Source organism: Corynebacterium sp. HMSC076D02, from assembly GCF_001813815.1.
Classification (GTDB): Bacteria; Actinomycetota; Actinomycetes; order Mycobacteriales; family Mycobacteriaceae; genus Corynebacterium; species Corynebacterium simulans.
The window spans coordinates 89,704-114,072 of record NZ_KV814044.1 but is presented as its reverse complement, the minus strand read 5'-3'; the positions used below and the strand labels follow the sequence as shown (position 1 = coordinate 114,072).

General features: G+C 57.4%; 21 protein-coding genes and 1 tRNA gene. 8 read left to right on the top strand and 14 right to left on the bottom strand.

What is annotated here, in order from left to right; translation table 11 throughout:
- Window positions 1–89 precede the first annotated feature (89 nt).
- From HMPREF2935_RS05130 to HMPREF2935_RS05095, 8 genes are all read right to left on the bottom strand, one after another.
- Window positions 90–1,397 carry an anaerobic C4-dicarboxylate transporter gene (locus HMPREF2935_RS05130; protein ID WP_070732246.1) on the bottom strand — a complete coding sequence of 436 codons (1,308 nt, stop codon included), beginning with the start codon at window positions 1,395–1,397 and terminating at the stop codon, window positions 90–92.
- A 311-nt stretch (window positions 1,398–1,708) separates the two neighbouring features.
- The gene (aspA, locus tag HMPREF2935_RS05125; protein WP_061922458.1) at window positions 1,709–3,241 is read right to left on the bottom strand and encodes an aspartate ammonia-lyase; all 1,533 of its coding nucleotides are present in this window, start codon (window positions 3,239–3,241) and stop codon (window positions 1,709–1,711) included.
- 144 nt (window positions 3,242–3,385) lie between these two features.
- On the bottom strand, window positions 3,386–4,231 hold the full coding sequence (hisG, locus tag HMPREF2935_RS05120) for an ATP phosphoribosyltransferase (RefSeq protein ID WP_061922455.1): 846 nt from the start codon (window positions 4,229–4,231) through the stop codon (window positions 3,386–3,388).
- A 17-nt stretch (window positions 4,232–4,248) separates the two neighbouring features.
- Window positions 4,249–4,512 (bottom strand): phosphoribosyl-ATP diphosphatase, encoded by a 264-nt coding sequence (locus HMPREF2935_RS05115; protein ID WP_061922452.1) that lies wholly within the window; start codon window positions 4,510–4,512, stop codon window positions 4,249–4,251.
- A 49-nt stretch (window positions 4,513–4,561) separates the two neighbouring features.
- Window positions 4,562–5,317 (bottom strand): HAD family hydrolase, encoded by a 756-nt coding sequence (locus HMPREF2935_RS05110; RefSeq protein WP_062040812.1) that lies wholly within the window; start codon window positions 5,315–5,317, stop codon window positions 4,562–4,564.
- 20 nt (window positions 5,318–5,337) lie between these two features.
- Complete coding sequence (locus tag HMPREF2935_RS05105; protein WP_061922445.1) at window positions 5,338–5,721, bottom strand: hypothetical protein; 384 nt, start codon at window positions 5,719–5,721, stop codon at window positions 5,338–5,340.
- Between the two features lie 24 nt (window positions 5,722–5,745).
- Window positions 5,746–6,984, bottom strand: coding sequence for a cysteine--1-D-myo-inosityl 2-amino-2-deoxy-alpha-D-glucopyranoside ligase (mshC, locus tag HMPREF2935_RS05100; RefSeq protein ID WP_070732244.1), 1,239 nt, complete (start codon window positions 6,982–6,984; stop codon window positions 5,746–5,748).
- A gap of 92 nt (window positions 6,985–7,076) precedes the next feature.
- Window positions 7,077–7,901: an undecaprenyl-diphosphate phosphatase gene (locus HMPREF2935_RS05095; RefSeq protein WP_210386648.1), complete on the bottom strand. Its 825-nt coding sequence runs from the start codon at window positions 7,899–7,901 to the stop codon at window positions 7,077–7,079.
- Window positions 7,902–8,025: 124 nt separating this feature from the next.
- Between HMPREF2935_RS05095 and HMPREF2935_RS05090 the strand changes: the two genes are divergently transcribed.
- Both HMPREF2935_RS05090 and HMPREF2935_RS05085 read left to right on the top strand, forming a co-directional pair.
- The gene (locus tag HMPREF2935_RS05090; RefSeq protein ID WP_141756016.1) at window positions 8,026–9,036 is read left to right on the top strand and encodes a hypothetical protein; all 1,011 of its coding nucleotides are present in this window, start codon (window positions 8,026–8,028) and stop codon (window positions 9,034–9,036) included.
- A gap of 15 nt (window positions 9,037–9,051) precedes the next feature.
- Window positions 9,052–10,161: a quinone-dependent dihydroorotate dehydrogenase gene (locus tag HMPREF2935_RS05085; RefSeq protein WP_070732240.1), complete on the top strand. Its 1,110-nt coding sequence runs from the start codon at window positions 9,052–9,054 to the stop codon at window positions 10,159–10,161.
- A 92-nt stretch (window positions 10,162–10,253) separates the two neighbouring features.
- Here HMPREF2935_RS05085 and HMPREF2935_RS05080 read toward each other — a convergent pair whose 3' ends face one another.
- Entirely contained in the window at window positions 10,254–10,793 is a 540-nt protein-coding gene (locus HMPREF2935_RS05080) for a YbhB/YbcL family Raf kinase inhibitor-like protein (protein WP_062035048.1), read from the bottom strand.
- 228 nt (window positions 10,794–11,021) lie between these two features.
- Between HMPREF2935_RS05080 and HMPREF2935_RS05075 the strand changes: the two genes are divergently transcribed.
- A tRNA-Leu gene (locus HMPREF2935_RS05075) sits at window positions 11,022–11,107 on the top strand.
- Between the two features lie 168 nt (window positions 11,108–11,275).
- On the opposite strand, the gene HMPREF2935_RS05070 is transcribed toward HMPREF2935_RS05075, so the two are convergent.
- Window positions 11,276–11,905, bottom strand: a complete 630-nt coding sequence (locus HMPREF2935_RS05070; RefSeq protein ID WP_070455652.1) for a DedA family protein — start codon at window positions 11,903–11,905, stop codon at window positions 11,276–11,278.
- Window positions 11,906–12,128: 223 nt separating this feature from the next.
- On the opposite strand from HMPREF2935_RS05070, the gene HMPREF2935_RS05065 reads away from it, so the two are divergent.
- Window positions 12,129–12,845 carry a TVP38/TMEM64 family protein gene (locus HMPREF2935_RS05065; RefSeq protein WP_070732238.1) on the top strand — a complete coding sequence of 239 codons (717 nt, stop codon included), beginning with the start codon at window positions 12,129–12,131 and terminating at the stop codon, window positions 12,843–12,845.
- A 119-nt stretch (window positions 12,846–12,964) separates the two neighbouring features.
- Window positions 12,965–13,537, top strand: a complete 573-nt coding sequence (locus HMPREF2935_RS05060; protein WP_062035052.1) for a hypothetical protein — start codon at window positions 12,965–12,967, stop codon at window positions 13,535–13,537.
- On the opposite strand, the gene HMPREF2935_RS05055 is transcribed toward HMPREF2935_RS05060, so the two are convergent.
- The gene (locus tag HMPREF2935_RS05055; protein ID WP_062040833.1) at window positions 13,534–14,376 is read right to left on the bottom strand and encodes a DUF3097 domain-containing protein; all 843 of its coding nucleotides are present in this window, start codon (window positions 14,374–14,376) and stop codon (window positions 13,534–13,536) included. The genes HMPREF2935_RS05060 and HMPREF2935_RS05055 overlap by 4 nt on opposite strands.
- A gap of 33 nt (window positions 14,377–14,409) precedes the next feature.
- On the opposite strand from HMPREF2935_RS05055, the gene HMPREF2935_RS05050 reads away from it, so the two are divergent.
- Window positions 14,410–15,177, top strand: a complete 768-nt coding sequence (locus HMPREF2935_RS05050; protein WP_062040837.1) for a hypothetical protein — start codon at window positions 14,410–14,412, stop codon at window positions 15,175–15,177.
- A 6-nt stretch (window positions 15,178–15,183) separates the two neighbouring features.
- On the opposite strand, the gene HMPREF2935_RS05045 is transcribed toward HMPREF2935_RS05050, so the two are convergent.
- From HMPREF2935_RS05045 to HMPREF2935_RS05035, 3 genes are all read right to left on the bottom strand, one after another.
- Window positions 15,184–16,257: a ferrochelatase gene (locus tag HMPREF2935_RS05045; RefSeq protein ID WP_070732236.1), complete on the bottom strand. Its 1,074-nt coding sequence runs from the start codon at window positions 16,255–16,257 to the stop codon at window positions 15,184–15,186.
- A 30-nt stretch (window positions 16,258–16,287) separates the two neighbouring features.
- Complete coding sequence (locus HMPREF2935_RS05040) at window positions 16,288–18,168, bottom strand: DIP1281 family NlpC/P60 protein (protein ID WP_070732234.1); 1,881 nt, start codon at window positions 18,166–18,168, stop codon at window positions 16,288–16,290.
- Between the two features lie 1,764 nt (window positions 18,169–19,932).
- Window positions 19,933–20,430, bottom strand: a complete 498-nt coding sequence (locus HMPREF2935_RS05035) for an Rv1476 family membrane protein (RefSeq protein ID WP_070732232.1) — start codon at window positions 20,428–20,430, stop codon at window positions 19,933–19,935.
- Between the two features lie 394 nt (window positions 20,431–20,824).
- On the opposite strand from HMPREF2935_RS05035, the gene can reads away from it, so the two are divergent.
- Window positions 20,825–23,641: an aconitate hydratase gene (can, locus tag HMPREF2935_RS05030; protein WP_210400723.1), complete on the top strand. Its 2,817-nt coding sequence runs from the start codon at window positions 20,825–20,827 to the stop codon at window positions 23,639–23,641.
- A gap of 153 nt (window positions 23,642–23,794) precedes the next feature.
- Window positions 23,795–24,367, top strand: a complete 573-nt coding sequence (locus HMPREF2935_RS05025) for a TetR/AcrR family transcriptional regulator (RefSeq protein WP_062035063.1) — start codon at window positions 23,795–23,797, stop codon at window positions 24,365–24,367.
- Window positions 24,368–24,369 lie beyond the last annotated feature (2 nt).

Genomic DNA, 24,369 nt, shown 5'->3' with positions numbered 1-24,369 from the left:
CGCCCGATCTGCCTGTTTCGGAGAAAAGGCCCGATCTGCCTGTTTCGGAGAAAAGGACAGTGGGCGGCTAAATTGTCAAATCGCGGGCTCTAGGCGATGACAGCACCGAGTGCGTAGCTCAGCAGAACAGCGACCACGATGGAGACCGTTCCTGGGATGAGGAATGGGTGGTTGAACACAGCCTTTCCGATGCGGGTGGAGCCGGTATCGTCCATCTCAACTGCGGCCAGCAAGGTTGGGTAGGTCGGGAGGATGAACAGAGCGGAAACGGCTGGGAATGCGGCCAGTGCGGTCAGCGGGCTTGCGCCCAGGGCCAGCGCGGCCGGCAGCAGCGCCTTGGTGGTAGCAGCCTGGGAGTACAGCAGTGCGGCGGCGAAGAAGAGAACGACGGCCAGCATCCACGGAGCGGACTTGACGACGTCGCCCGCCATGGTCTGGATGTTGTCCATGTAGTGGTTGATGAGCGTGGTGCCCAGCCAGGCGACGCCGAGAACACACATGGAAGCAGACATACCGGACTTGAATACCGGGGTGTTGAGGATGTCGGCGGCTGGAATCTTGGTGATCATGACGATGAGTGTTGCTGCGGTAAGCATGACCGTCATGATGGCCTCGTTGCGTGGCAGGGTCGGCTCGGAGATGAGGCCAACCTGCTCCGAGGTCAGCGTTGCCCAAATCATGACGATGACGATGGCAGCCAGGAAGATGTAGATGGAGGCCTTTGCGCCCTTTTGCGTGCTTTGGTCGGTGTGTCCCTTCGGCATTGCGACGAGGCCCTGTGCGAGGCGCTCCTGATAGACCGGATCGTCTTCTAGTTCCTTACCCGCGTGGTTTGCTAGCCAAGCAGCCGGGAAGATGCTGAGGAAGGTTGCTGGAATAAGAACGCCGAGCAGCTGGAGGTAGCCGATGCCGGTTGGCTCCAGAAGCGAGGCCAGCAGGACCACAGCGGCGGAAATCGGCGAGGCACAGATTGCCATCTGGGAGGCTACAACGGCGATGGAAAGCGGACGCGATGGGCGGACCTTGCCTTCCTTTGCTACCTCGACGATGACGGGCAGCGTAGAGAATGCGGTGTGGCCAGTACCTGCTAGAACGGTCATCAGCCAGGTGACGATCGGCGCATAGTAGGTGATGCGTCGCGGGTTCTTACGCAGGAAGCGCTCGGCCACCTGGACCAGGTAGTCCATACCGCCCGCGCGCTGCATGGCGGCGATGGCGGCAATAACGGTCATGATGATGCCGATGACGTCGAAAGGAATATCTTCACGGGTAACCGGCACGCCTGTTAGGCCCAGCAAGAGGACGCCGAGACCGCCAGCGACACCGATGCCGATTGAGCCAATGCGGGCACCTAAGTAAATCGCGGCGAGGACAATGAGGATATGGACTACAGCCATGGGAATCTCCACAAGGTCGAAAAATTAAATGGCTTCCTCAGCCGAAAATAAACGAGTCAGCCATGCTCTGTCCTCCCCATTGTCCCCCAAATCATGTGGTTTTGGTTAATTAAAACGCCCGTTTGTGCTTGTTCCCACAAAATTAACCTTTTGCATTACGGTTGGTTGATTGAAAACCAGAGAAATCCCTGCACAACAACAAAACGACGAAAGGCCATGTGGTAAAACCACATGGCCTAAAATCCGTACTTAATAGCTCGCAGGAGGCGCTGATACTCCCCCAGCGAAACCATTAAAGGTTTAGGTCGGATTTAGTCCTCGTCGATGTAGAGCTGGCCGCGGAACTCTGGGTGCATCAGGTTCTCAACGGACAGAACCTTGGACAGGGTTGCCTCGTCCATAAGGCCCTTCTCCAGAACGAGTTCCTTGACGCCCTTGCCGGTCTTCAGGGACTCCTTAGCGATTTCGTCACCGTTGTGGTGACCGATGAACGGGTTCAGGTAGGTGACGATACCGATGGAGTTTTCAACGTATGCGCGGCAGACATCAGCGTTGGCGGTGATGCCGGTGACGCACTTCTCGCGGAGGGTGTCAACAGCGTTGCCCATGATACGGATGGACTGGAACAGTGCCTCGCCGATGACCGGCTCCATGACGTTGAGCTGGAGCTGGCCAGCCTCAGCAGCCATGGTGACAACGTGGTCATTGCCGAAGATCTTGAAGCAGACTTGGTTGACAACCTCTGGGATAACCGGGTTGACCTTACCCGGCATGATGGAGGAACCAGCCTGGCGAGCAGGCAGGTTGATCTCGCCCAGGCCAGCGCGTGGGCCGGAAGCCAGCAGGCGCAGATCGTTACAGATCTTGGCCAACTTCATAGCGGTGCGCTTGATGACGGAGTGCAGCAGAACGTATGCGCCGCAGTCGGAGGTTGCTTCGATGAGGTCGCGAGCAGTCTTGATCTCCAGGCCAGTGACCTCGGATAGGGCTGCGGTGACCTGGTGGCGGTAGCCAGCTGGGGTGTTAACGCCGGTACCGATTGCGGTGGCACCAAGGTTGATCTCCAGCAGGCGCTTCTGAGCGTCGCGCAGTACCGCCTGCTCCTCAGCCAGGTTATGAGCGAATGCCTTGAACTCGTCACCCAGGGTCATAGGAACAGCGTCCTGCAGCTGGGTGCGGCCCATCTTCAGGATGTCCTGGAACTCGTTGCCCTTGTCGTGGAAAGCGTTCTGCAGGGAATCGATGCGCTCGATCAGGGTGTCCAGGGAGTAGTACAGACCCAAGCGGAAACCGGTTGGGTATGCGTCGTTGGTGGACTGGGACATGTTGACATCATCGTTCGGGTTGATGATGTCGTATGCGCCCTTTTCCTCGCCGAGGTACTCAAGAGCGAGGTTGGCAACAACCTCGTTGGTGTTCATGTTCAGCGAGGTGCCCGCGCCGCCCTGGAAGACGTCGAGCGGGAATTGGTCCATGCAGCGACCCTCGTCCAAGATCTGGTCACATGCCCAGATGATTGCTTCTGCCTTCTGCTTAGGCAGAACGTGCAGACGACGGTTGGCCATTGCGGTGGCCTTCTTGACCATCACCATGCCGCGGATGAAGTCTGGAATGGTGTTGATAGTGACGTAGGAGATCTGGAAGTTGTCGATGGCGCGCAGGGTGTGGACACCGTAGTACGCGTCATTCGGGATCTCCATGGAGCCGAGAAGGTCGGTCTCGGTGCGAGACTTCTTAGAAGAAGACTTCTTAGCCTTGGCAGCGTCCTTGGCCTCGTTAGCAGAAGGTTTTACGCCCTCCTGCTTAGCGTCGATTTCTGCATCCTTCTTAGTGGTCTTAGCCATTTGGCGGGACTCCTTAAGTGGTCAATACTCGCTGAAAAATCCGCGAGCATTTCGAACGATAGTTGTTTGAGTAAACTCAAGGCCCATCGTAGCTAGAGCAGGCATTCCGGCGTTCAATCTGCGCAAGATCTCTAAAATTTACCCCTAAAAGCGGGCGATGCGTAGCTCTGATGCCAGGATAGCTTCCGCTCCCAACGCCGAAAGGTGGTCCATAATTCGATTCGCATCCTGCCGTGGGACCATCGCGCGCACCGCTACCCAATTGTCCCTTGCGAGAGGGGCAACCGTGGGCCCGGTAAGCCCCGGTGTTACTGCCGAAGCCGCCTCCAAGTCTTCTTTGGGCACGTTGTAATCGAGCATCAAATAGTTACGCGCATTTAGGATGCCCTGGATGCGTTGGAGGACTACTTGCTCTTCATCGCTCAATCCCACGCCGGCGCGCTTGATGAGGACCGCCGTGGACTCGGTGATGGCTTCCCCAAACGGGGCAAGCCCCTGCTGACGCAGCGTCGCTCCGGTAGAGACCACGTCTGCGATCGCATCGGCAACGCCTAAGTGGATGGAAATTTCCACCGCACCATCGAGGCGGATAACTTCAGCTTCAATCCCCCGCTGCCGCAGATCCGCGCGCACGAGATTGGGATAAGAAGTAGCGATCTTTTTGCCCTGCAGCTTTTCAATGGTCCAGTCTTCACCCTGGCGGGCGGCGTAGCGGAAAGTGGATGCGCCAAAGCCTAAATCTAAAACCTCGTTGAATGATGCGCGGGAGTCACGCGCGAGATCGCGACCAGTAATGCCTAAGTCCAAGACGCCTTGGGCGACGTAGATGGCGATGTCTTTGGGGCGCAAAAAGAAAAACTCGACGCCGTTAGCCTCGTCAACGATGTTGAGTGCCTTGGAGTGCCCGCGGCCTTTGTAGCCGGCTTCTGCCAAGATGCTAAGGGCAGCCTCGGACAATGATCCCTTGTTGGGAACGGCAACTTTAATCATCTTAAGGCTCCTTCCCTTTAGAGATACTTGTAGATATCTTCTGGCCTAAGCCCCCGCTTTAGCATCATGACCTGTAGCCAGTAAATAAGTTGGGACATTTCCTCGGCGAGCTCTTCGTCGGATTGATACTCGGCAGCAATCCAGACCTCACCGGCTTCCTCGATGATCTTCTTGCCAAGATGATGAGCGCCCTTATCGAATGCAGCCACGGTTCCAGAGCCCGCTGCACGGGCCTGAACCTTCTCGGACAGTTCTGCAAAAAGGGACTCGAAATTCTTCACGGATTCTATTGTTGCATAGAAACTTGGCTCCGAGGGCTAAAATCGATAACTAAATAGATTTGGACGAATTAGAGCTCATCTCGCCAAACCACGCATAGACATCGGCCGCGTTAACGCCGTCTAAGTGACGCGCAGGCCGTAGCGTAGAAATTTCGGTTACTTCCGCTGGAACCTCTACCCTGTCATCCTCTGGTAGGCCAATGACGTGGCAGCCGGCGTCGACAGCCGCACGCATGCCCGCAGCGGAATCCTCAAAGACCAAGCAATCAGCGGGATGAAGATCGAGGCGACGTGCTGCCTCCAAGTACATATCGGGTGCAGGCTTTCCGGCTGGTACTTCGTCACCGCAGATTGTATCGACGAAGAATTCTTCGCCTATCTCCGGAATGGCCGAAGAAGCGACATAGCGCTCCGTATTCGTGGTGACCATCATCGGCATACCATCCGCATGCAGTTCGCGCAGAAGCTCCGGGATACCTGGGAAGATTTCTAGGTTGCCGTGGAAGAGATTTTTGACGTAGTCAAAAGTAACCTCCTGGTAACGCTGATAGTCACCGGGCATAAGCTCGACTCCAGCCAACTCAGCGCAGACTGAAAGAGTCTTTTCAAAAGTGCCGCCAACCGTAGCAAGCCGCTCCTTCGGGGTCATTGCATGGCCCATAAGGCTAGACAGATGCAATGTGGCTTGGGCCCACAAGGGCTCAGAGTTGGTCAGCGTGCCGTCCATGTCCCAAAAGATGGCTGCGGGCCGTTTGGGTATGGATTGACTGGATGCGGAACCTGCAGATTCGAAAGATGAGCTCATCAAAAGATAAGGGGTTACGTTTAGAAGTCGAGCTCAGGCAGTTGTGCCAAGGCTTCGTCATCGGCGCCGGTGGCTGCGGAGGCATTGTAGATAAGCTCAGAGAGCTCTTCCTTTTCCTCCGGCTCCAAAACTGCATCCGCGTTCTTGCGGTTGAACGCAGCCAGCTTCTCGACTGACTTGTTTACGCTCGCGGCAAGAGATTGCCCGTCTGGATCATCAGGGAGTGCATCAAGATCGTCGAGAAGCTTTTCCACAATGGAACGCAGCTCTGGAAGAACGCCGGCGTCGAAGGGCGCCTCCCAGAATTCTTTCTCTTCTTCTTTGAGGTAGCTGCCAGTGGCAAAGGATTCGAGATTGCTGATGAACTCATCGACGATGGGCTGAAAGTCTGCGCGAATGCTCATGAAGTGAATTCTGCCTGATATTTCTTAAACGCGCACGCCAAGTAGCGAATAAAAAGCGGTGCGCAGCAATTCGGCCGCCTGCTCGTCATCTGCGCCGCGCTCGCCCGCTGCCCACTCGTCGACGGCCTGCAAAGCTGCCGGCGTATCCAGGTCATTGGAAAGCGCGAGACGCACTGCGTCGACAAGCGCCTGTGCGGCATCTACGCTGCCCGGATTCTCCAGAGCCTTACGCCAGTTTGCCAGGCGTTCGTTGGCCGCGTGCAGAACCTCATCGGACCAATCGCGCTCGCTGCGATAGTGGCCTGCGAAGACGCCCAGGCGAATGGCGGAGGGATCAACGCCCGCTTCAACCAGCTTGTGTACGAAAACGAGGTTGCCCAGAGACTTCGACATCTTGACGCCGTCGAGGCCAATCATGCCGGTGTGCACGTAAACCTGCGCCATACGCTCCACACCCAAGGCTGCCTCCGCATGCGCTGCTGAGAACTCGTGGTGTGGGAACTTAAGATCGCTGCCGCCGCCCTGGATATCAAACGAGGCGCCCAGGCGATTGGTGGCGATAGCAGAACACTCAATGTGCCAACCAGGTCGGCCCGGGCCAAATGGAGAATCCCATGCCGGCTCGCCTTCACGGTGAGCGCGCCAAATCAAGGCATCCAGCGGGTTGCGCTTTCCTGGACGCTCAGGGTCCCCACCGCGTTCGGCGAAGAACTCCTCCATCTCCGCTGCGGAGTAGTTGGACTCGTAACCAAAGGCTTCCGTGGCTTCGATGGACGCATAGACGTCGGGGTATTCGGGGTCGTCAACGATGTAGGCGGCGCCGGCGTCGAGAAGCTTGCCCACCATCTCGGTGACCTCATCGATGGCTTCCATCGCGCCCACGTAATCCTGGGGTGGCAAAACAGAAAGCAGCTCCATATCGGAGCGGAAAAGATCAATCTGGGAGGTGCCGAGCTCACGCCAATCGACGCCGTCGCGCTCTGCACGCTCAAAGAGCGGGTCATCCACATCGGTGATGTTTTGGACGTAATGAACCTTGTAGCCGTTATCCAGGAGCTGGCGATAGGCCAGGTCAAAGGTCAAATATGTTGCCGCGTGGCCCAGGTGGGTCGAATCATAGGGAGTAATACCGCACACGTACATGGTGGCGGTGTCCCCCGTTACCTCTACCTTCTGGATCTGCTGATCCGCGGAGTCGTAGAGGTGGAGTGCGTGGGGTTTCCCTGGAACTAATTCAACATGGGGTTCAGGCCAAGAATGCATGCGGCCTATCGTAGCGCCCTTTTCATGCCTAATGCACTTTGTGCAGCATTAGGCATCAGGCAGGGCTAATGGCCAGTTATGAGAAAGCCGACCTAAGGCTGAAGGTAGCCGAAAGCGATGAGCGCCATGATGATAATGCCCACTGGGATGCGGTATGCGGCAAACCATTCGAAGGAATGGTTGCCCACGAACTTCAGCAGCCATGCAATGGAGGCATAGCCAATCGCAAAGGCGATGAGGGTGCCCACCAGCAGCTGCGCGCCGGTTGCGGACTGGCCGACAGTCGGGCCGAAGGCATCCCCCAAAGAAAATAGCCCGGAAGCCAGCACGGCTGGGATTGCGAGCAAGAAGCTAAATCGAGTTGCCACCTCGCGGTCGAGGCCCAAGAAGAGACCACCAGAGATCGTACCGCCGGAACGAGAAACGCCAGGCACCAGCGCCAAGCACTGGCATAGACCCATGACGATGGCGTCCTTCATGTTCAATTCTTCGAAGCCGCGCTCCTTTTTTCCGGTGCGCTCAGCCGCGATGAAGACAAAAGAGAAAAGGATGAGCATCGCAGCCGTAATCCACAGGTTGCGCAGATTGTCACGGATGAAATCCTTGCCCAGCACGCCCAGGATGCCAATCGGAATGGAACCGACAATGACCATCCATCCCATTCGATAGTCTTGACCCCGTTTTTCCTTGTTGAAAAGTCCAGCAAACCAGCCTTTAAGGATCTGCCAAATCATTCCGGCGAAGTAGACTAATACGGCTGCTTCCGTACCAAGCTGGATCACGGCAGTAAAGGATGCACCAGCGTCTTGACCCCAAAAAAGCTCGGAGACGATCCGCAGGTGGCCGGAAGAGCTAACCGGCAGAAACTCGGTGAGGCCTTGGACAATGGATAGGACGATGACCTGAAGCCAGGACATTGCGTCTGTTGCTGCTGCAGTATTCACTCGGGTGAGCATACATAGTCTGGCGCGCTTCGGGATCTACCCACGCTGGCTGCTAGGATAAACAACCGTGAAACCACTGGCCAGAACAAAGATAGTGATGCCACTGACGCTTCTTGCAAGCGCCCTAGCACTTAGTGCATGCCAGCCGGAGGTAGGCGTTGGCGGTGATCCAGATTCAGCCCTGAAGGTAAACGCCACGCCTGCCCCTGCCTCCAACGATGGGGCAAAGCCTGCAGGCAAGGTCGCGAAATTTGAGGAGAAGGTAACGGACCTCGCGGCCCACGGCAACACCATCGCCGTCCGCACAAAGGACGCACTTTACGTCGGCCAGCAGAGCGAGTTCCTCGGCGGCGACGCGAAGAAGATCGACATCGACGAAAAGTGCGGCGATTTGAACGCCTCCCAGCAGGGCTTCGTACTTGCCTGCGGCGATAAGGTCTATCTCTTTGACCCAACCAAGCCCGATGCCCCGACCGAGGTAGCCATGGAGGAAGAAGCTCCGGTCACCGTCGCCACGCAACTTTCCAGCGGCGAGATCTTCGCAGGCTCCAAGGACTCGCGCACGGTTGGCATCTATGAGGACGGCAAGCGCGATCGCGACATTGAGGTCGAGGAAGGCTCCGATCAGCTCCTAGCTGTGCCTAACGACGCCGGTGCCGACAACGTCGTGCGCATCCTGCGCGCTGATTCCACGATCCAGAACATCGATTGGCAAAACGATCGCGCCGGCGGCCGCCTTCGCGCAGGCCAAGGCATCGGCCAGATCTCTGTTGGTGGCGGCGCCCTCGTCCTTGCCTCCGATACCTCTGGCGAGCGTCTTGCGGTATATACCGCCGACGACGTAATCCGCCTGCACCAATACGGCAACGTCGACGGCTCGCCATGGGGCGTGGCATGGGACCCACAGCGCCAGCTGGCATGGGTTACGACCACCGACAACGGCAAGGCACATGCCTTTTCCATCGTCTCCGGCGTCCCAGAGAACAAAGGTAGTGTTGACACGGTCGCAGATGCTCAAAATATCGCCGTGCTTGACGACGCCACCGTGGTCACCGCCTCTGCGAGTGGCAACGGCATCCAGTTTATTTCCGAACCGAATCTGAAGTAAGGGCCCTTTAAAACCATGCAAGAAACTCGCGTCGACGCACTGCGCAAAGTCGCCTATCAATTAGCGCTCAAAGGCATGTTTAAGCTCGCGCCCGAGCGCATTCACCTCATTATGATGGGCGCTTTATCCGGCTTGCAGAAAGCGCCCCTGCTGCACCGCGGCCTACACAAGGTGGTGCCAGTCAATGATTCAGTACTGGAGCAAGAGGTATTCGGTGTAAAATTCCCGCGCCCGCTGGGACTTGCAGCTGGTTTTGATAAGAATGCCGCAGCCGCCGATACTTGGTCTGCTGTTGGCTTTGGCTATGCGGAACTGGGCACCGTCACCGCAAAGGCGCAACCGGGAAACCCTGCCCCACGCCTTTTCCGCTTGAAGGCGGATCGCGCAATCTTAAACCGCATGGGCTTTAACAACGAGGGCGCAGCCGCTGCAGCCCGCAACCTGCGGGCACGTCGGACTTCCGACGTCATCGGTATCAACATTGGCAAGACTAAAGTCACCCCTGCCGAAGAAGCGGTCCAGGACTACCGCCAGTCAGCTTCGGTTTTGGGCGACCTGGCTGACTACCTCGTAGTTAACGTCTCCTCGCCAAACACCCCGGGCTTGCGTGACCTCCAAGCCGTTGAGTCCCTGCGTCCGATCATGGCCGCTGTGCAGGAATCCACCAGCTCTCCAGTCCTGGTCAAGATCGCTCCAGATCTCTCTGACGAGGACGTTGACGCCGTTGCCGATATGGCGGTCGAGCTGGGCCTTGCGGGCATCGTGGCCACCAACACCACTATTTCACGTGAGCGACTCAAGACCCCCGCCGACGAGGTTGCTGCAATGGGCGCCGGTGGAATTTCGGGCGCACCGGTTGCGGCGCGCTCCTTGGAGGTCCTCCACCGCCTCCACGCGCGGGTGGGTGACAAGCTCGTGCTCATCTCCGTTGGTGGCATCGAAACCCCGGAGCAGGCGTGGGAGCGCATTGCTGCAGGAGCCAGCCTCCTGCAGGGCTACACGGGCCTGATTTACGGCGGCCCGGACTGGATTCGCGATATTCACCGCGGCATCGCCGAGCAAATTCGTGCTCACGGCCTTCGCAACATCTCTGAGGCTGTAGGATCCGGCCTTCCTTGGAAGTAGAAAGCTGCCAAGACAAAACCACGAAACGCCCGTCCCACCACCTCAACCTACAAGGTGGTGGGACGGGCGTTTTAACACGTCTTTAACGAGCCTTAGGTGGTCTCGTACCAACCCCAAGTGATCGCACGCCCCAGGGCGTGGAAATGAAGATTAAAGCCTAGGACAGTCGGCGTGGATTCTGGGGCGATGTCGAGCTTTTCCACATCTACCGCATGCACTACGTAGAGGTAACGGTGCGGGGCATGCTCTGCGGGCGGATTCGGGCCGTAGTAGGTCTTCTTGCCGGAATCCCCGCGCAAGCTAACCACGCCTTCGATGCCTAGGTCCTCAGCCGAACCTGCACCGGTTGGAAGTTCTGTAACGGTGGCTGGGATGTTAAAGGCCGCCCAGTGCCAGAAACCCGATGCCGTAGGCGCGTCTGGGTCGAAGCAGGTAACCGCATAGGATTTCGTGCCTTCAGGCGCGCCGCTCCACTTCAGCTGTGGAGAGACATCAGAGGGGGCGCGGAAACGCTCAGCGATCTCCTCGCCCTCTACAATGTCTGCGGAGGTCAGCTCGAAGCTCGGCAGATCCTTTAACGGCGCATACGGATCGTGGCCGGGGAAACGGGAATCTTGTGCATATGAAGTCATATTTCAGTTGTACCTGAGGCCACACTATGCTGTCGATGAGTCTGGCATCTCAATTGGCAGCCCCCACGACATACCGCAGGCGCAACTGCCAACTTACAACGATGTACTTTTACGCGCTTTAAAGGCCTCAAAACTAAGCCATTTTCTACTACTACCTGCTGATTTGTTTAATCTACGCGTTTCGCGCTACAGTATTCGAGTGCCCAGCCGAGAGGCTGAAAACACCCAGCCCGGGTGGCGGAATGGCAGACGCGCTAGCTTGAGGTGCTAGTGTCCTATTAACGGACGTGGGGGTTCAAGTCCCCCCTCGGGCACAAATGTGAAGTCTCGCGACATCGTTCCTATCGATGTCGCGAGACTTTTTCCGTAGCATCTATTGCCCTCCCTGCCTCGAGCTAAGATGAGGGCAATTATCCAAATGTTAAAACAAGGCGCACAACTCTCGCTTGCCTCGGAAGCGCGGCCGCTGCCAAGGCAGCCGCCTAGACGACAGCCTCCGGCTCAGCCTCGGACCCCTTAAGCTTTTTCGCTTTACGGCGTTCGATGAAGTACTTGATGATGATAGGCAGTACCGAAAGGAAGATGATGAGCAACATGATCTTCTCAATCGAGTCCGCGATTCCCGGAATATTGCCCAGGAAGACGCCCACCAGATTCATCGACACCACCCACGCGATGGCGCCAGAGACGTTCCACCTCACGAAGTTCTTATAAGGCATCTTCGCTGTACCAGCGGCAACCGGGATGTAGGTACGAACAATCGGTACGAAGCGGCCGAGCACAAGCGCAACCGGGCCATGCTTGGCAAAGAATTCTTCTGCCGCGACGAGGTGCTCAGTCTTCAAGATGCGTGCATCATCTTTGAATAGGCGGCGGCCGAAGCGATAGCCCAGGTAGTAACCAACTTGATCGCCCAGCACTGCAGCCACGATCCCCACGCCGAGAAGCGTCCAGATATTCACGTGCAGCTGGTCGCGCAAGATCGCCGCTGTAACCAGCAGCGAGTCACCCGGCAGGAACGGGAACAAAACGCCCGACTCAATGAATACAACGACGGCAATGCCGGCGATTACCCATGGCCCAAATGATTCCAATAGGGTCGCAGCGTCCATGTAGGACAAAAGGTTAGAAATTGCGTCCACTCGATACTCCAAAACATTCTTAAAGCGCCTCAACCAAAAAGGAGGCGCAGGTGATTGCATTCAAGTATCTCCCCTGTCTTGCCACTAAGTACAGCTCGACATGGCCTTTCACGGCAAATTGTCGCGATCGACACAGCATACATTCAGCCACCGCGATTCCACATCCAAAGTTTGGCCCACTACTGTCTTATCCATGACTCGACTTCTTGGATGGCTGCGTAGCTTGGGCGGCTTCGTAAAAGACGTCTGTGCCTCTGCAGTCGCCGCCGTGCAAGGTTGGTCAGCCACGCGATGGTTGGTCGTCCTCACTGCTGCCATTTGCCTAGGCGTTGTCGCAGTGCTTGTCGATGTCCCTGACATCACCGCCCTGCGCTCCTGGGCCGAGAATATGGGCACCTGGTTCATTATCGCCTTCTTCCTAGGTTATGTCATATTTACGCAATTTCCGCTGCCCCGTACCTTTTGGACCGTGGCTGCAGGTATCCTATTCGGCCCTTGGCTCGGTCTTAGCATCTCTCTTGCGGCATTGACCGTATCTGCAGTGCTTTCGCTTTTCATCGTTCGCCTTCTCCTCGGCGACTGGATTCGCCCGCACCTAACCCACCCTGCGGTCTTCAAAATCAACACGAGGTTAGAAAGGCGCGGGTGGCTTGCCATCGCAAGCTTGCGAATGGTGGCAGGCGTGCCTTTTTCCCTCCTCAATTATGTCGCCGCGCTCACCCCTATCCCAGTCGGCCAATTCACCGCGGCCACACTTGTGGGCTCCATTCCTACCACCGCAATCGGCGTATTCTTCGGTGATACCCTGACCGGCCAATCGGAGCCTTGGATCTTCGTCGCCATTGCCTTTCTCGCCGCCATAGGCGTCGCAGGCTTGGTTCTCGACGCCAAGTTGCCGATGCGCCCCTAGGTAAACCCTCAAATGCTATGAAAGCCAAAGGGCAGCGAGTCAAGTTTCACCTATAGACTTTATGGGCGCTATGCTGATTAGCACTTCGCTTTGAATATTCTTCGACCCTAGGAGGAACAATGCTCGCTGTACACGCACGTTATCGCGGCCGCTCGGTACGCCGCGCGGAACTGGTGCAGCGATCCGCCACCGCCCTTTCCACGCTCGACGGAGTCGGTGAGTTCCACGTCCTGGGTGTCGAGGACATTTGCGCGGTGGCGCACTCTGCGTCCTCCGTGTGTGACGTTGTCATGGCGCTGCTTGCCGACGGCGACTGGGCCATCGGCATCGGCGTATCCCCCGGAGCAAGCGGCGACGAAGACGCTGCCCGCCAGGTGGCCACTGCCGCGCTGAAAGGCTCGGCGCGCGCGGGCCAGGTATACGCCAAGATCAGCAAGCGAGGGCGCGCTTCGGAAGCAAACGATATTGCCGCCACCTTTGCCTTGCTTGGATTCGTGCTCCACAAGCGCACGATTGAGGGCCGCGAGGCAACCTCGCTAGTGCGCGCTGGCCTAAATCAGAATGAGGCAGCCGAGGAACTCGGTATCTCCAAGCAGGCAATGTCGCAGCGTCTACAGGCCGCTGGTTGGGCCGCCGAGATGGCGGGTTGGCAGCTGGCGGTCAACATCATTGAACGCGCCGATACCCTTTAATATCCGAGGTCAGCTTTCGAAAGCTCGGGCGTAGTCACGAAATCGACCAGCCTTTCCACTGCCCCAATCAGCGTCGGATCTAGATCCCGGAACGTATTGACGGCGGTATAAACTCGGCTCCAGCCTTCCTTCGGGTCAGACCAACCCACCCGCTTAGCGATGCCCGTCTTCCAATCCTCACCGTATGGCACCTCCGGCCATTCGCGAAGACCCAGACGCTCGGGCTTTACTGCCGCCCAAATATCGATAAAAGGATGGCCCGTTACCAGCACGTGCTCGCCCACACTCTGGGTAAGGCGGGTTTCCTTAGAACCTTCGACTAGATGGTCTGCCAGAACGCCGACGCGCCTGCCGGGGCCAGGCTGGAACTCAGCGAGACGTTCTTCCAAGTTGTCTAGACCCTCCAGGTATTCCACGACCACGCCCTCAACGCGCAGATCATGGCCCCAGACCTTCTCCACAATCGCGGCGTCGTGAATGCCCTCAACCCAGATGCGCGAGGGTGCCGCAACCTTTGCCTCAACATTGGCCACCCGCCGCGAACCGGAGTTGGACTTTTGCGGGGCCTGCTTTTCGACGTAGCGCGTCAGGGTAACCGGCTGCCCCTCCAACAGGAAGCCGCCTTCCACCAAGTTGAAAACACGCTCGTTTCCGTACCGATCCTCGAGGCGGACTACTTGACCAAACACGGTCTTGTCCACGCCCATCACTGCGCCGACAAAGTCGTCGCCACGTACCTCAACAACCATTCCAGGTTCTGCTGGAACTTTTGGGTACTCCTTCTTCTGTGCGCGCTTATGGCCTGCAAAGATGTCGCCGCCGTATGGATCGATACTCATGGGCCAAAAGTCTATCTACTAAACTTTGCCGTCATGGATATGCGCGCCGAGGTTTGGTCTCCTTTACAAAACACCGCAGTCTGGCTGGGCGCCTGGCTGTGGGGACACGAGTCCACGGACGATCTCTTGGATGCGATGCAGGAGCTCGGCGGCTTGCAGGTGATGGAGGATGAAGCACCCTTTGTGGATTTGCTAGCTTACCTGCGGGCAGAAACTTCCGAGATTGTGCAAAACGGCGAGCGCGAGCCCGTGCTGCGTCTTGTCCTTTCCGGGCCGGGCGAGTCCCCGTTATTGCCGGCAGGCTCGAAGTCATGGAAGGCGGCGGCCGCAAGCGATGCGGGCGCAATCGTTGTGCGCACCAATGATCACAACCGCCACTTAGTGCTCGTGCCCCACTATGGAAACTCCAGCACCACTTGGCACGTGTTCGAGGAGGAACTGCCCTTGCCTGCGCCTGCGTGGCTGAGCCCCGGCGAGGCTGACGAGCTGCTCAGCAAGGCAACCAACCAAGCCGCACTACTCATCGAAGCTGCGGGCTACAAATCGGATGCTTTGCATAATCCACGGCTAACCGTGGGCAGTCTCAGCGATTTTTATGACACTCCGGGACTTCCACGATCAGTATCACCGCGGGCCGCGAAGCTTTTCGCCCGTGCAGACCGCGTGGGCGCGATTATCGAAACCGTGACGGAAAGAATGAACGATCACAGCTTCGATCATCACCTTTTAGGTCTGTGGCGGCATATCCGTCAAGCGCGTATGGCGGGCGTTGCACACGCGCTTTCGGATTTCAGCCGCTAAGCGCCATTATTTACGCAGAGACCAAATATCGCAGCAGCCCTCAGCACAGGGAGCGCCGTTAGTAGTACAACCCTGAACGGTGACGTTGCCAAGGCTCTCCCACTGCTTATCCTGCTCAAGCTCCTCAATAAGATCCACGATCATCGATGCAAAAGAATCGGTCGGGCCAGCGGTACGGGTACGTTCAACGAGCACGCCCATCTCATCGGCCACTTTCTTAAGCTCCGTATCGAGGTCCCATACAACCTCCATATGGTCGGAAATGAAGCCGATCGGACAAACGACGACCGCCTCAACGCCATCCTTGTCATGGAGTTCGGTGGTATGATCGACGATGTCGGGCTCGAGCCATGGGGTCTTTGGGTTGCCGGAGCGCGACTGCCAGACCAAGTCATAGTCAGCTACACCTGCGGCTTCTGCCACGAGACGGGAGGCTTCGGCGACCTGGCGGGAGTAGATATTTTTATCGCCTTCGCCGCCACCGACGTTATCGTGCGCGGTAGGTACGGAGTGCGCAGTAAAGAGCATGCGTGCCTGCTTGCCCTCGGGGATCTTGGCGTAGGCGTCCTTTACCGCCTGTGTCATCTCTGCGATGTACTTCGGGTGATCGTAGAACTGACGGATCTTGGTGAACTCAATCTCTGGCAGGCCTTTTTCCGCGAGGTGCTCGCGCAGCTGGCGAATATCCTCGTCGTACTGGCGGCAGGCAGAATAACCGCCCCACGCAGAGGTTGCGAGAACTGCAACGTTACGGACGCCGTCAGCAGCCATCTGCTCCACTGTTTCGGTGCCGAATGGGTGCCAATTACGGTTACCGAAGTAGACAGGTAGATTATGTCCGCGTTTTTTCAGCTCCTGCTCGACGTGATCGATGATTTCGCGGTTGAGCTTGTTGAGCGGGCTTACGCCGCCGAAATGAAAATAGTGCTCGCCCACTACCTCAAGGCGCTCACGTGGAATGCCGCGCCCGCGGGTAACGTTCTCTAGAAACGGAACGACCTCCTCGTTTCCTTCCGGGCCACCGAAAGAAAGAACGAGGAGGGCGTCGTAGTTGCAGGCAAGCTGTTGTGCGTCAGTCATACCGCAACTTTACCAACCAAAGGTTGGGGCTTAGAGGAGGCGCACGACATTAGGCGTCATTCCGGACCAACGCACAGGAGAAATCTGAACGTTAGATCCAGACTGAGGGGCCTCAATCATGGTGCCGTCGCCAAGATAGATAGCTACGTGCTGGCTTGCGCCGGGCCCGTAGAAGATAAGATCGCCGCGCTGCATCTCGCTAGCTGGGACCTGAGTACCCTTCTGGTACTGGTAGCCGGTGTAGTGCGGCAAGGAGATGCCGACACCGGCAAAGGCGTACATCGTAAGGCCAGAGCAGTCGAAGCCGACCTTGTTGTAGTCGCCGTAGGAGTCAGCCACGCCGCCGTCGCGGATACCCTTGGTGGGGCCGTTCGCGTTGCCACCGCCCCAGGCATAGGGCATGCCGATCTGGGACTTTGCGCGGGCGATGACCGCTTCAATCTTCGCGTTGCGGTCGGCATCGCCAAGCGCACTCGTTGCTTTTTCCGTGACATCATCCGTGGTGTCCAACTCGCCCAGGACGTCAGAGACCTCACCGGTCAATTCATCGTCGTCGGTGTTGCTGGTGGTGCCGCCCTGGAGAGCTGCTAGCTGCGAAGAACCTTGCGCCAGCGAGTCCAGCTCCTCCTGGGTCAAGCCCGTATGATTTGGCTGGGCCGCGCCAACAATCGCGGCAGCCGCACCGATTGCCGTGCCCGCGAGCGCCAGCGTCGAGGAGTCGACGGAAGAACCGTGCATGCTGAAACCTTCGGAGGAAAGCTTTTGCACGTTCGGATCCGAAGACAGCTCCTGGGCCGCCTCCGCTGCCTTCTGGACGTCGCTCGCGCTAAGCTGCGAGCCAGACCTATCCGCACGGAAGTCCCGGGTTACGGAATCCGGCTCGCCGCCCTGCATCATCGAATCAGACTCGGTAGCTGATGTAGATGACTCCGCCGCGGAAGCGTCAGGAGCAAGCGCCGCTTCGCCACCGTTGGCATTAGCATTCGCAGAAGCGCTTTCCGACGTCGACTGCGTTGCGCCCGCAGCATTGCTTGCCGCCGCGGACTCCTGGGAGCCTGCTGCCGGCGCCTGCGAAGTAGCCGCGCTATCGGTCTGAGCCTTCCTCTTGGTCAAGTTATTTGACTGGACGTTTGAGCCAGACTCTCCAGTCTTAGACTCGTTGGAATCTAGCTCTTTGGCTTGATTTAGCGCATTTTGCACCTGGGAGCGCTGCTTTAGCAAGCTCTCGCGCTCGGAGGAAAACTCGGCCACGTTCGACTGGCTTTCTTCCAGGGTTTGACGCGCTTGGGCCTCAGCCTCGGTAGCTTTTTCCTCGCGCAGCTGTGCCAACTCCTGGGTCTTGCGAAGCTGCGATTCCTTGTTCGCCTTCTCAGTGCGCTCTCGCTCCAACCGATCCAAGACCGCCTGCTGATCCTTGGTTTGCGTATGCAGATAGGTCTGGCGCTCCAGCATCTCGCCGCGCGCGTCATTTCCCGCAGCCGTGGAGACGGCGTTAGAAGTATTGGCACGGCGGTAAGCGGTACGCGAAAGCTCATTGAGCCTCTTCTGAGCCTTTTCGACTTCCGACTGTGCAGAATCGAGTTCATCACGCGCCGCGGTGGTACCACGGCGGGCCTGAGCGGCTTCCGTACGCGCGTCCTGGAGGTCGACCAAGGCACGGTTTACTGCCTCACGTCGCATTCCAATTTCGCCTTCGAGCTTCGCAATCTGCTCTTCAATGGTGGCAATGGCGCCAGCAAGGTCAGCGACAGATGCATCTTTCGAGGAAAGCAAGGACTGGATTTTGACCGGTTCTTCCGCGTGGGCGGCAACCGGAGCAAGGGTGGAAACGGTAGATAGCGTCGCGGTGGTTGCGACGGTGGCTAGCAGCGTCTTCAGACGCCGAGAGCCGTACTTAAAAATGGTGGCCACGAGAAGTATCTCCTAGACACCCACGCTTCGCCGAATTGTTTCACGTCATGCAAAAGCTCATCCCTACACAATCAGCCACAATCAGCCCAGCCAAACCCGATAGAAGCTATGAGAGCCCTCGCCTGCGACCGGCGAGGTAGCCTTCGAGCATCCACCTCGGCACAAGATACAGATGCGCCTGTCAGCGAGCTGGCTGGCAGAAAGCTAGCGGGTTTACACTGTTGATTTAGATATAGGAATGCCCGGGACTTAACTTAAGCCAGCTTAAAAGCGCATGTCTTAACTAGCGCACCCCTTTGAACTCTTTTACCTAATCGCACAATGGCATAAGTTAGGGGCACGTTACCCGGCACCAGGCAGCCTTGGAGTAGGTGCAGATATACGCATTCGATGCGTACACCGCCCTGGCAGTACAACCTTTAGGCAGGTTGTGCCTACGGTGAAAATGCGTGACGTTTATGCGCCGTTCACAGGCGCGGGAGAAGCAATGCTGTGTTGAACTCGCGTCTTAACCCCGTATGAACCGCTCTAAAATCCGTGGCCTGCCGTCGCCGCAATTCCGTTGCGCTTGCGCGCGGTCGGGAGGGCGGAAAGCAAAATCCACGAACCTTGAACGGGCCGCACGAAGCTAGCCCTACGAGTAACTCGCTATGCCGATCACATTGCCATCCCCTTACCGAGAACCCGCAGAAACTTCTCGCCCCAGAAGGCTGAAGCTGCACCGGCACCCGGTGAGGCGACGACAAGACCAACCGGCTTGCTTGTCCCCAATCGGAATGTGGGTGTGTCAATTCTTAAAAAATTCGAACACTGGAATCGGCTTCGACGAATCGTTCTTGGGGTGCCAGGTGTGTTCGAAATAAGCCAGCGCTGCTTTACGACGCCGCTGCCTCCGACACGCAATAAAGTTAAAGGCTCGCGCCTTAAAGCGTTATGCGTCAGGGCTTCAAACAACTAGGCCTCATCCCATCTGCTCATCGTGAGCCAGGCGGCGAACCTCAATCCCGCGATTTCCACTCGTGGCGTGCTTCCCCACATACCCGTGTGTCATCTCGATTGAGAGTCAAGGCTTGGCCCATGAACGTATGGAACAAGAATCAACCCGTGAGTCGATATTTGAACCATACGTCACCGACACACCGTCGCGCACACTTTCCTCAAAATTCACTCCAGTCAAGTCGCGCCACATGACGTTACAAAGGCAGCCAACCTGCAATAATTTTGTTACCTTCCCGTGATTGTGTGTTTCATCACACTACTAGTGAAATCTCCACGCAAACCCCCTTTAGCAGCCCCTCCCCCACCGCTTGTCAAGTCAGGGTGGTTGACTAGATCCCCTACCCCACTCTTGGAATTTGACACTCGCCAGACCAATTTCGACATCCGCCGGCGCCCAGATGTCCACAATCCCATAGCCACCAGATGGGCATGGATTGGTTTCCGCTTTAACTAAAGGGCGCAAAACGATCGCCTCGCCCAGCGTTAAATGGGAGGCAAATTCCCAACGGATTGAGGTCCAGATCCGCGCGAGATCGATGACTCAGGTGTAGCCAGATCGGTAAATTTGATGGCCAACTTTCGGGTTGATTGCAACCGCACGGTTCCCCTCATTCGGCACCCGGTGACCCCGACGGTTCACTCAGGTTCTGGGGATAGTTTTTCGAACAAATCTAAGTCTCATAGTTTCCGAAACGCTGAAAACGAGAGAAATCTTCGAGCTTCGGTTGAACCGAGGTTCGGCGGACAATCGTCCCACCGTTGGGCCTAGCCCATTTTCTCGGAACGCGTTTCACGCCTTGATGCAGACCTGAAAGCTATCCAAGCAACGGCGAGCGCGAGCACCATCATAAAGGCGGTGAGAATCACCGAATGGACGTCAAACCGATCTATGCCGTCGTAAAAGCGTTCAAGGAGCTCAACCTGATCGATGCCCCTAGGAATCTTGCGTTGCACTGCTTCGAGTTCCGCACGCGACAGCGAGCCACTCACGGCAGAGACATGCGAAGGCACTTGAACGATGACGGTGTCTAATCCCGTGGCATTTTGAAGATCGACGGCAAGGTTGCGGCTTTCTGCCGCAGTGGCGGTGTAGTCATCCACAACAGCAACGCCATGGCCGGCATGCAACGCCGCAGAAATGGAGTCCTGGACGGATTGATCGTTGGCCAGGTCCGTATTAGTAAAGGCGGAGCCATCCGCGCGTAGCTGCGCGGCGAGGTCAGCGATATCGATCGCCGGAGACTCAGCGCTTTCCGCACTCATTGCTCCCCTCCTCTACTTCGGTTGCTAATGCTGCCTTGCCGTAACCCACCCTATAAATAGCAGCCCATGGGCGCCTGTGAGCAAGCAGCTTCGATTCATAAAGTAACGCTGCCATCATCAGGATCGCCTATGTGACGCGCGGAACCTTCCCAAAAGGTGAAACAGAACGCTCGTACTGTTATAGTTGACACGGTCGTCGGTCGAAACCATTAGACTGGTTTCCGAACCTTCGCGTTCTTCTCGTTTCCAGCGCCTTGGCCTTAAACGCAAGCGCCTTATTCCTCATATATATGTGAACCATATATGTGAACATGGAAAGTGGCGGCTTACCTTTAAGGCGGTAGAGCTGGAAACCATGAACTTTTGTTCTGACAAACAAGGAATGGAGCTCCCTGTGACTGAAAGCCTAAACTCCTTCGGTGCCAAGAAGACTCTTGACGTCAACGGCAAGTCCTATGACTACTTTGACATCAACGCAGTCGCTGGCCTGGAGAAGCTGCCTTACTCCCTGAAGGTGCTTGCTGAGAACCAGCTGCGCTACGAGGACGGCAAGAATGTAACCAAGGATCACATCAACGCACTTGCTAACTGGGATCCGTCCGCTGAGCCGGACACCGAGATCCAGTTCACTCCGGCACGTGTTCTGATGCAGGACTTCACCGGTGTTCCGTGTGTAGTCGACCTCGCCACCATGCGTGAGGCAATCTCCGCTCTGCGCGGCAAGCCAGAGCAGGTTAACCCGCTGAACCCGGCAGAGATGGTCATCGACCACTCCGTTATCGTTGAGGCCTTCGGTTCCGCAGAAGCGCTCGAGAAGAACGTTGAAATTGAGTACGAGCGCAACCAGGAGCGCTACCAGTTCCTGCGTTGGGGTGCTGAGAACTTCTCCAACTTCCGCGTTGTCCCACCGGGAACCGGCATTGTCCACCAGGTCAACATCGAGTACCTGTCCCGCGTCGTCTTCGACAACGACGGTGTCGCATACCCAGATACCTGTATCGGTACCGACTCCCACACCACCATGGAAAACGGCCTGGGCATCCTGGGCTGGGGTGTTGGCGGCATCGAGGCTGAGGCTGCAATGCTCGGCCAGCCGGTCTCCATGCTTATCCCGCGCGTTGTCGGCTTCAAGCTGACCGGCGAGATCCCAGTCGGCGTTACTGCAACCGACGTCGTTCTAACCATCACCGAGATGCTCCGCGAACACGGTGTTGTCCAGAAATTCGTTGAGTTCTACGGCAATGGCGTTAAGTCCATTCCGCTGGCTAACCGCGCCACCATCGGCAACATGTCCCCAGAGTTCGGCTCCACCGCCGCAATCTTCCCGATTGACGAGGAAACCATCAAGTACCTCGAGCTCACCGGTCGCCCAATGGAGCAGATCGAGCGCGTCGAGGCTTACGCAAAGGCACAGGGCATGTGGCTCGAGCAGGACGCTCCAGAAGCAGAGTACTCCGAGTACCTCGAGCTGGACCTGTCCACCGTTGTTCCTTCCATCGCTGGTCCGAAGCGCCCACAGGATCGCATCCTGCTGTCCGAGGCTAAGGAGCAGTTCCGTAAGGATCTGCCTACCTACGCAACTGGCGACGTCGTCGTTGACGAGTCCTCCCTTGAGGCAAAGCGCATGACCTCCGAGGGCGACGCTGACGAGTCCTTCGTTGACGTCACCGGCGGTCTGAACAACTCCCGTGAGGGTCACGGCGAGTCCGCAGCTAAGGGTGGCTCCGGCCGTCAGTCCAACCCAGTTACCGTCACCTCCCCTAACGGCGGCGAGTACACCCTGGACCACGGCATGGTTGCAATCGCTTCTATCACCTCTTGCACCAACACCTCTAACCCATCCGTCATGGTTGGCGCTGGCCTCATCGCCCGCAAGGCTGCTGAAAAGGGCCTGACCTCCAAGCCATGGGTTAAGACCATCTGTGCACCGGGTTCCCAGGTTGTTGACGGTTACTTCCAGCGTGCAGACCTCTGGAAGGACCTTGAAGCTCTGGGCTTCTACCTCTCCGGCTTCGGCTGCACCTCCTGTATCGGCAACTCCGGTCCGCTGCCGGAGGAGATCTCCGCTGCCATCAACGAGCATGACTTGGCTGCAACCGCAGTCCTGTCCGGTAACCGTAACTTCGAGGGACGTATCTCCCCGGACGTCAAGATGAACTACTTGGCTTCCCCAATCATGGTTATCGCTTATGCTATTGCTGGCACCATGGACTTCGATTTCGACACCCAGGCTCTGGGTCAGGATCAGGACGGCAACGATGTCTTCCTGAAGGACATCTGGCCTTCCTCCGAGGAGATCGAGGACACCATCCAGAAGGCAATCTCCCGCGAGCTCTACGAGGCTGACTACGCTGACGTCTTCAAGGGCGACGATGCATGGCGCTCCCTCGATGTGCCAGAGGGCGAGACCTTCGACTGGAACGACGATTCCACCTACATCCGCAAGGCACCGTACTTCGACGGCATGCCGGCAGAGCCGACCCCAGTCGAGGACATCAAGGGCGCTCGCGTTCTTGCCAAGCTGGGCGATTCCGTCACCACCGACCACATCTCCCCTGCTTCTTCAATTAAGCCGGGCACCCCTGCTGCTCAGTACCTGGATGAAAACGGCGTTGAGCGTCAGGACTACAACTCCCTCGGTTCCCGTCGTGGTAACCACGAGGTCATGATGCGTGGTACCTTCGCCAACATCCGTCTGCAGAACCAGCTGGTCGACGTTGCTGGTGGCTACACCCGCGACTTCACCCAGGAAGGCGCACCGCAGTCCTTCATCTTCGACGCTTGCGAGAACTACAAAGCAGCTGGCATTCCGCTGGTTGTTATCGCTGGCAAGGAGTACGGCACCGGTTCTTCCCGTGACTGGGCTGCTAAGGGCACCAACCTGCTTGGCGTCAAGGCTGTCATTACCGAGTCCTTCGAGCGTATCCACCGCTCCAACCTCATTGGTATGGGCGTTATCCCGCTGCAGTTCCCGGAGGGCGAGTCCCACGAGTCCCTCGGCCTGGATGGCACCGAGACCTTCGACATCGAAGGCATCTCCGCTCTCAACGAGGGTGGCATCCCGAAGTCGGTTCACGTGACCGCTACCAAGGAGTCTGGCGAGTCCGTCGAGTTCGACGCTAAGGTCCGCATCGATACCCCGGGTGAGGCCGACTACTACCGCCACGGCGGCATCCTGCAGTACGTGCTGCGCCAGATGGTTAAGGCTTAAGGTCTTCACACCATCTAATTCCTAGGTAAAACCCTAGGTAGAGCGGGGATCGCAAGTTATCTTGCGGTCCCCCTTTTAGACTTGACCGGGGAATCCAAGCTCCGGTTAGAACTAAATATTTCTAACTTGCTATCTAGAAGAAACGGATTTTCTATGCCCATCGTGAGTGATGCTGAGCTCAACCGACGTCGACATGACATCCTCGTTGGTGCACGCAAGTGTTTCGCCGAGCATGGCTACGAGGGAGCTACGGTCCGCCTTCTAGAAGAGGCCACGGGCAAGTCCCGCGGCGCCATCTTCCACCACTTTGGCGACAAAGAGTCATTGTTCTTGGCGCTGGCGCGTGAAGACGCTGCCCGCCAGGCGGAGGTCGTTGCGAATAACGGCTTGGTCGAAGTAATGAGTGAAATGCTCCGCCACCCAGAGCGCCACGATTGGCTGGCTACTCGGTTGGAGATCTCATCGCTGCTGCGGACCGATCCTTCGTTCCGCGCGCGGTGGGTGGACCAACAATCGGTGCTTTCCGACGCAGTCCGTGCCCGCCTACAGTCCAACGCTGAGGAAGGTCGCATGCGCGACGACGTCAGCGTGGACACGTTGGTGCTCTACCTCGAGACCTTCATGGATGGCTTCATCTCCCGCTTGGCTCTCGGTGACCACGCTGGTCTTAGCGCTGTGCTAGACCTCGTGGAGCAAACCATCCGTAAAGATAAAGCGGGTGCCTAGCC

Bases quoted from the DNA above. Each gene is read 5' to 3' on its own strand.
- HMPREF2935_RS05130 (WP_070732246.1), bottom strand. From the start codon at position 1,397: ATGGCTGTAGTCCATATCCTCATTGTCCTCGCCGCGATTTACTTAGGT.
- aspA (WP_061922458.1), bottom strand. From the start codon at position 3,241: ATGGCTAAGACCACTAAGAAGGATGCAGAAATCGACGCTAAGCAGGAG.
- hisG (WP_061922455.1), bottom strand. From the start codon at position 4,231: ATGATTAAAGTTGCCGTTCCCAACAAGGGATCATTGTCCGAGGCTGCC.
- HMPREF2935_RS05110 (WP_062040812.1), bottom strand. From the start codon at position 5,317: ATGAGCTCATCTTTCGAATCTGCAGGTTCCGCATCCAGTCAATCCATA.
- HMPREF2935_RS05105 (WP_061922445.1), bottom strand. From the start codon at position 5,721: ATGAGCATTCGCGCAGACTTTCAGCCCATCGTCGATGAGTTCATCAGC.
- mshC (WP_070732244.1), bottom strand. From the start codon at position 6,984: ATGCATTCTTGGCCTGAACCCCATGTTGAATTAGTTCCAGGGAAACCC.
- HMPREF2935_RS05095 (WP_210386648.1), bottom strand. From the start codon at position 7,901: ATGTCCTGGCTTCAGGTCATCGTCCTATCCATTGTCCAAGGCCTCACC.
- HMPREF2935_RS05090 (WP_141756016.1), top strand. From the start codon at position 8,026: ATGCCACTGACGCTTCTTGCAAGCGCCCTAGCACTTAGTGCATGCCAG.
- HMPREF2935_RS05085 (WP_070732240.1), top strand. From the start codon at position 9,052: ATGCAAGAAACTCGCGTCGACGCACTGCGCAAAGTCGCCTATCAATTA.
- HMPREF2935_RS05080 (WP_062035048.1), bottom strand. From the start codon at position 10,793: ATGACTTCATATGCACAAGATTCCCGTTTCCCCGGCCACGATCCGTAT.
- HMPREF2935_RS05070 (WP_070455652.1), bottom strand. From the start codon at position 11,905: ATGGACGCTGCGACCCTATTGGAATCATTTGGGCCATGGGTAATCGCC.
- HMPREF2935_RS05065 (WP_070732238.1), top strand. From the start codon at position 12,129: ATGACTCGACTTCTTGGATGGCTGCGTAGCTTGGGCGGCTTCGTAAAA.
- HMPREF2935_RS05060 (WP_062035052.1), top strand. From the start codon at position 12,965: ATGCTCGCTGTACACGCACGTTATCGCGGCCGCTCGGTACGCCGCGCG.
- HMPREF2935_RS05055 (WP_062040833.1), bottom strand. From the start codon at position 14,376: ATGAGTATCGATCCATACGGCGGCGACATCTTTGCAGGCCATAAGCGC.
- HMPREF2935_RS05050 (WP_062040837.1), top strand. From the start codon at position 14,410: ATGGATATGCGCGCCGAGGTTTGGTCTCCTTTACAAAACACCGCAGTC.
- HMPREF2935_RS05045 (WP_070732236.1), bottom strand. From the start codon at position 16,257: ATGACTGACGCACAACAGCTTGCCTGCAACTACGACGCCCTCCTCGTT.
- HMPREF2935_RS05035 (WP_070732232.1), bottom strand. From the start codon at position 20,430: ATGAGTGCGGAAAGCGCTGAGTCTCCGGCGATCGATATCGCTGACCTC.
- HMPREF2935_RS05025 (WP_062035063.1), top strand. From the start codon at position 23,795: ATGCCCATCGTGAGTGATGCTGAGCTCAACCGACGTCGACATGACATC.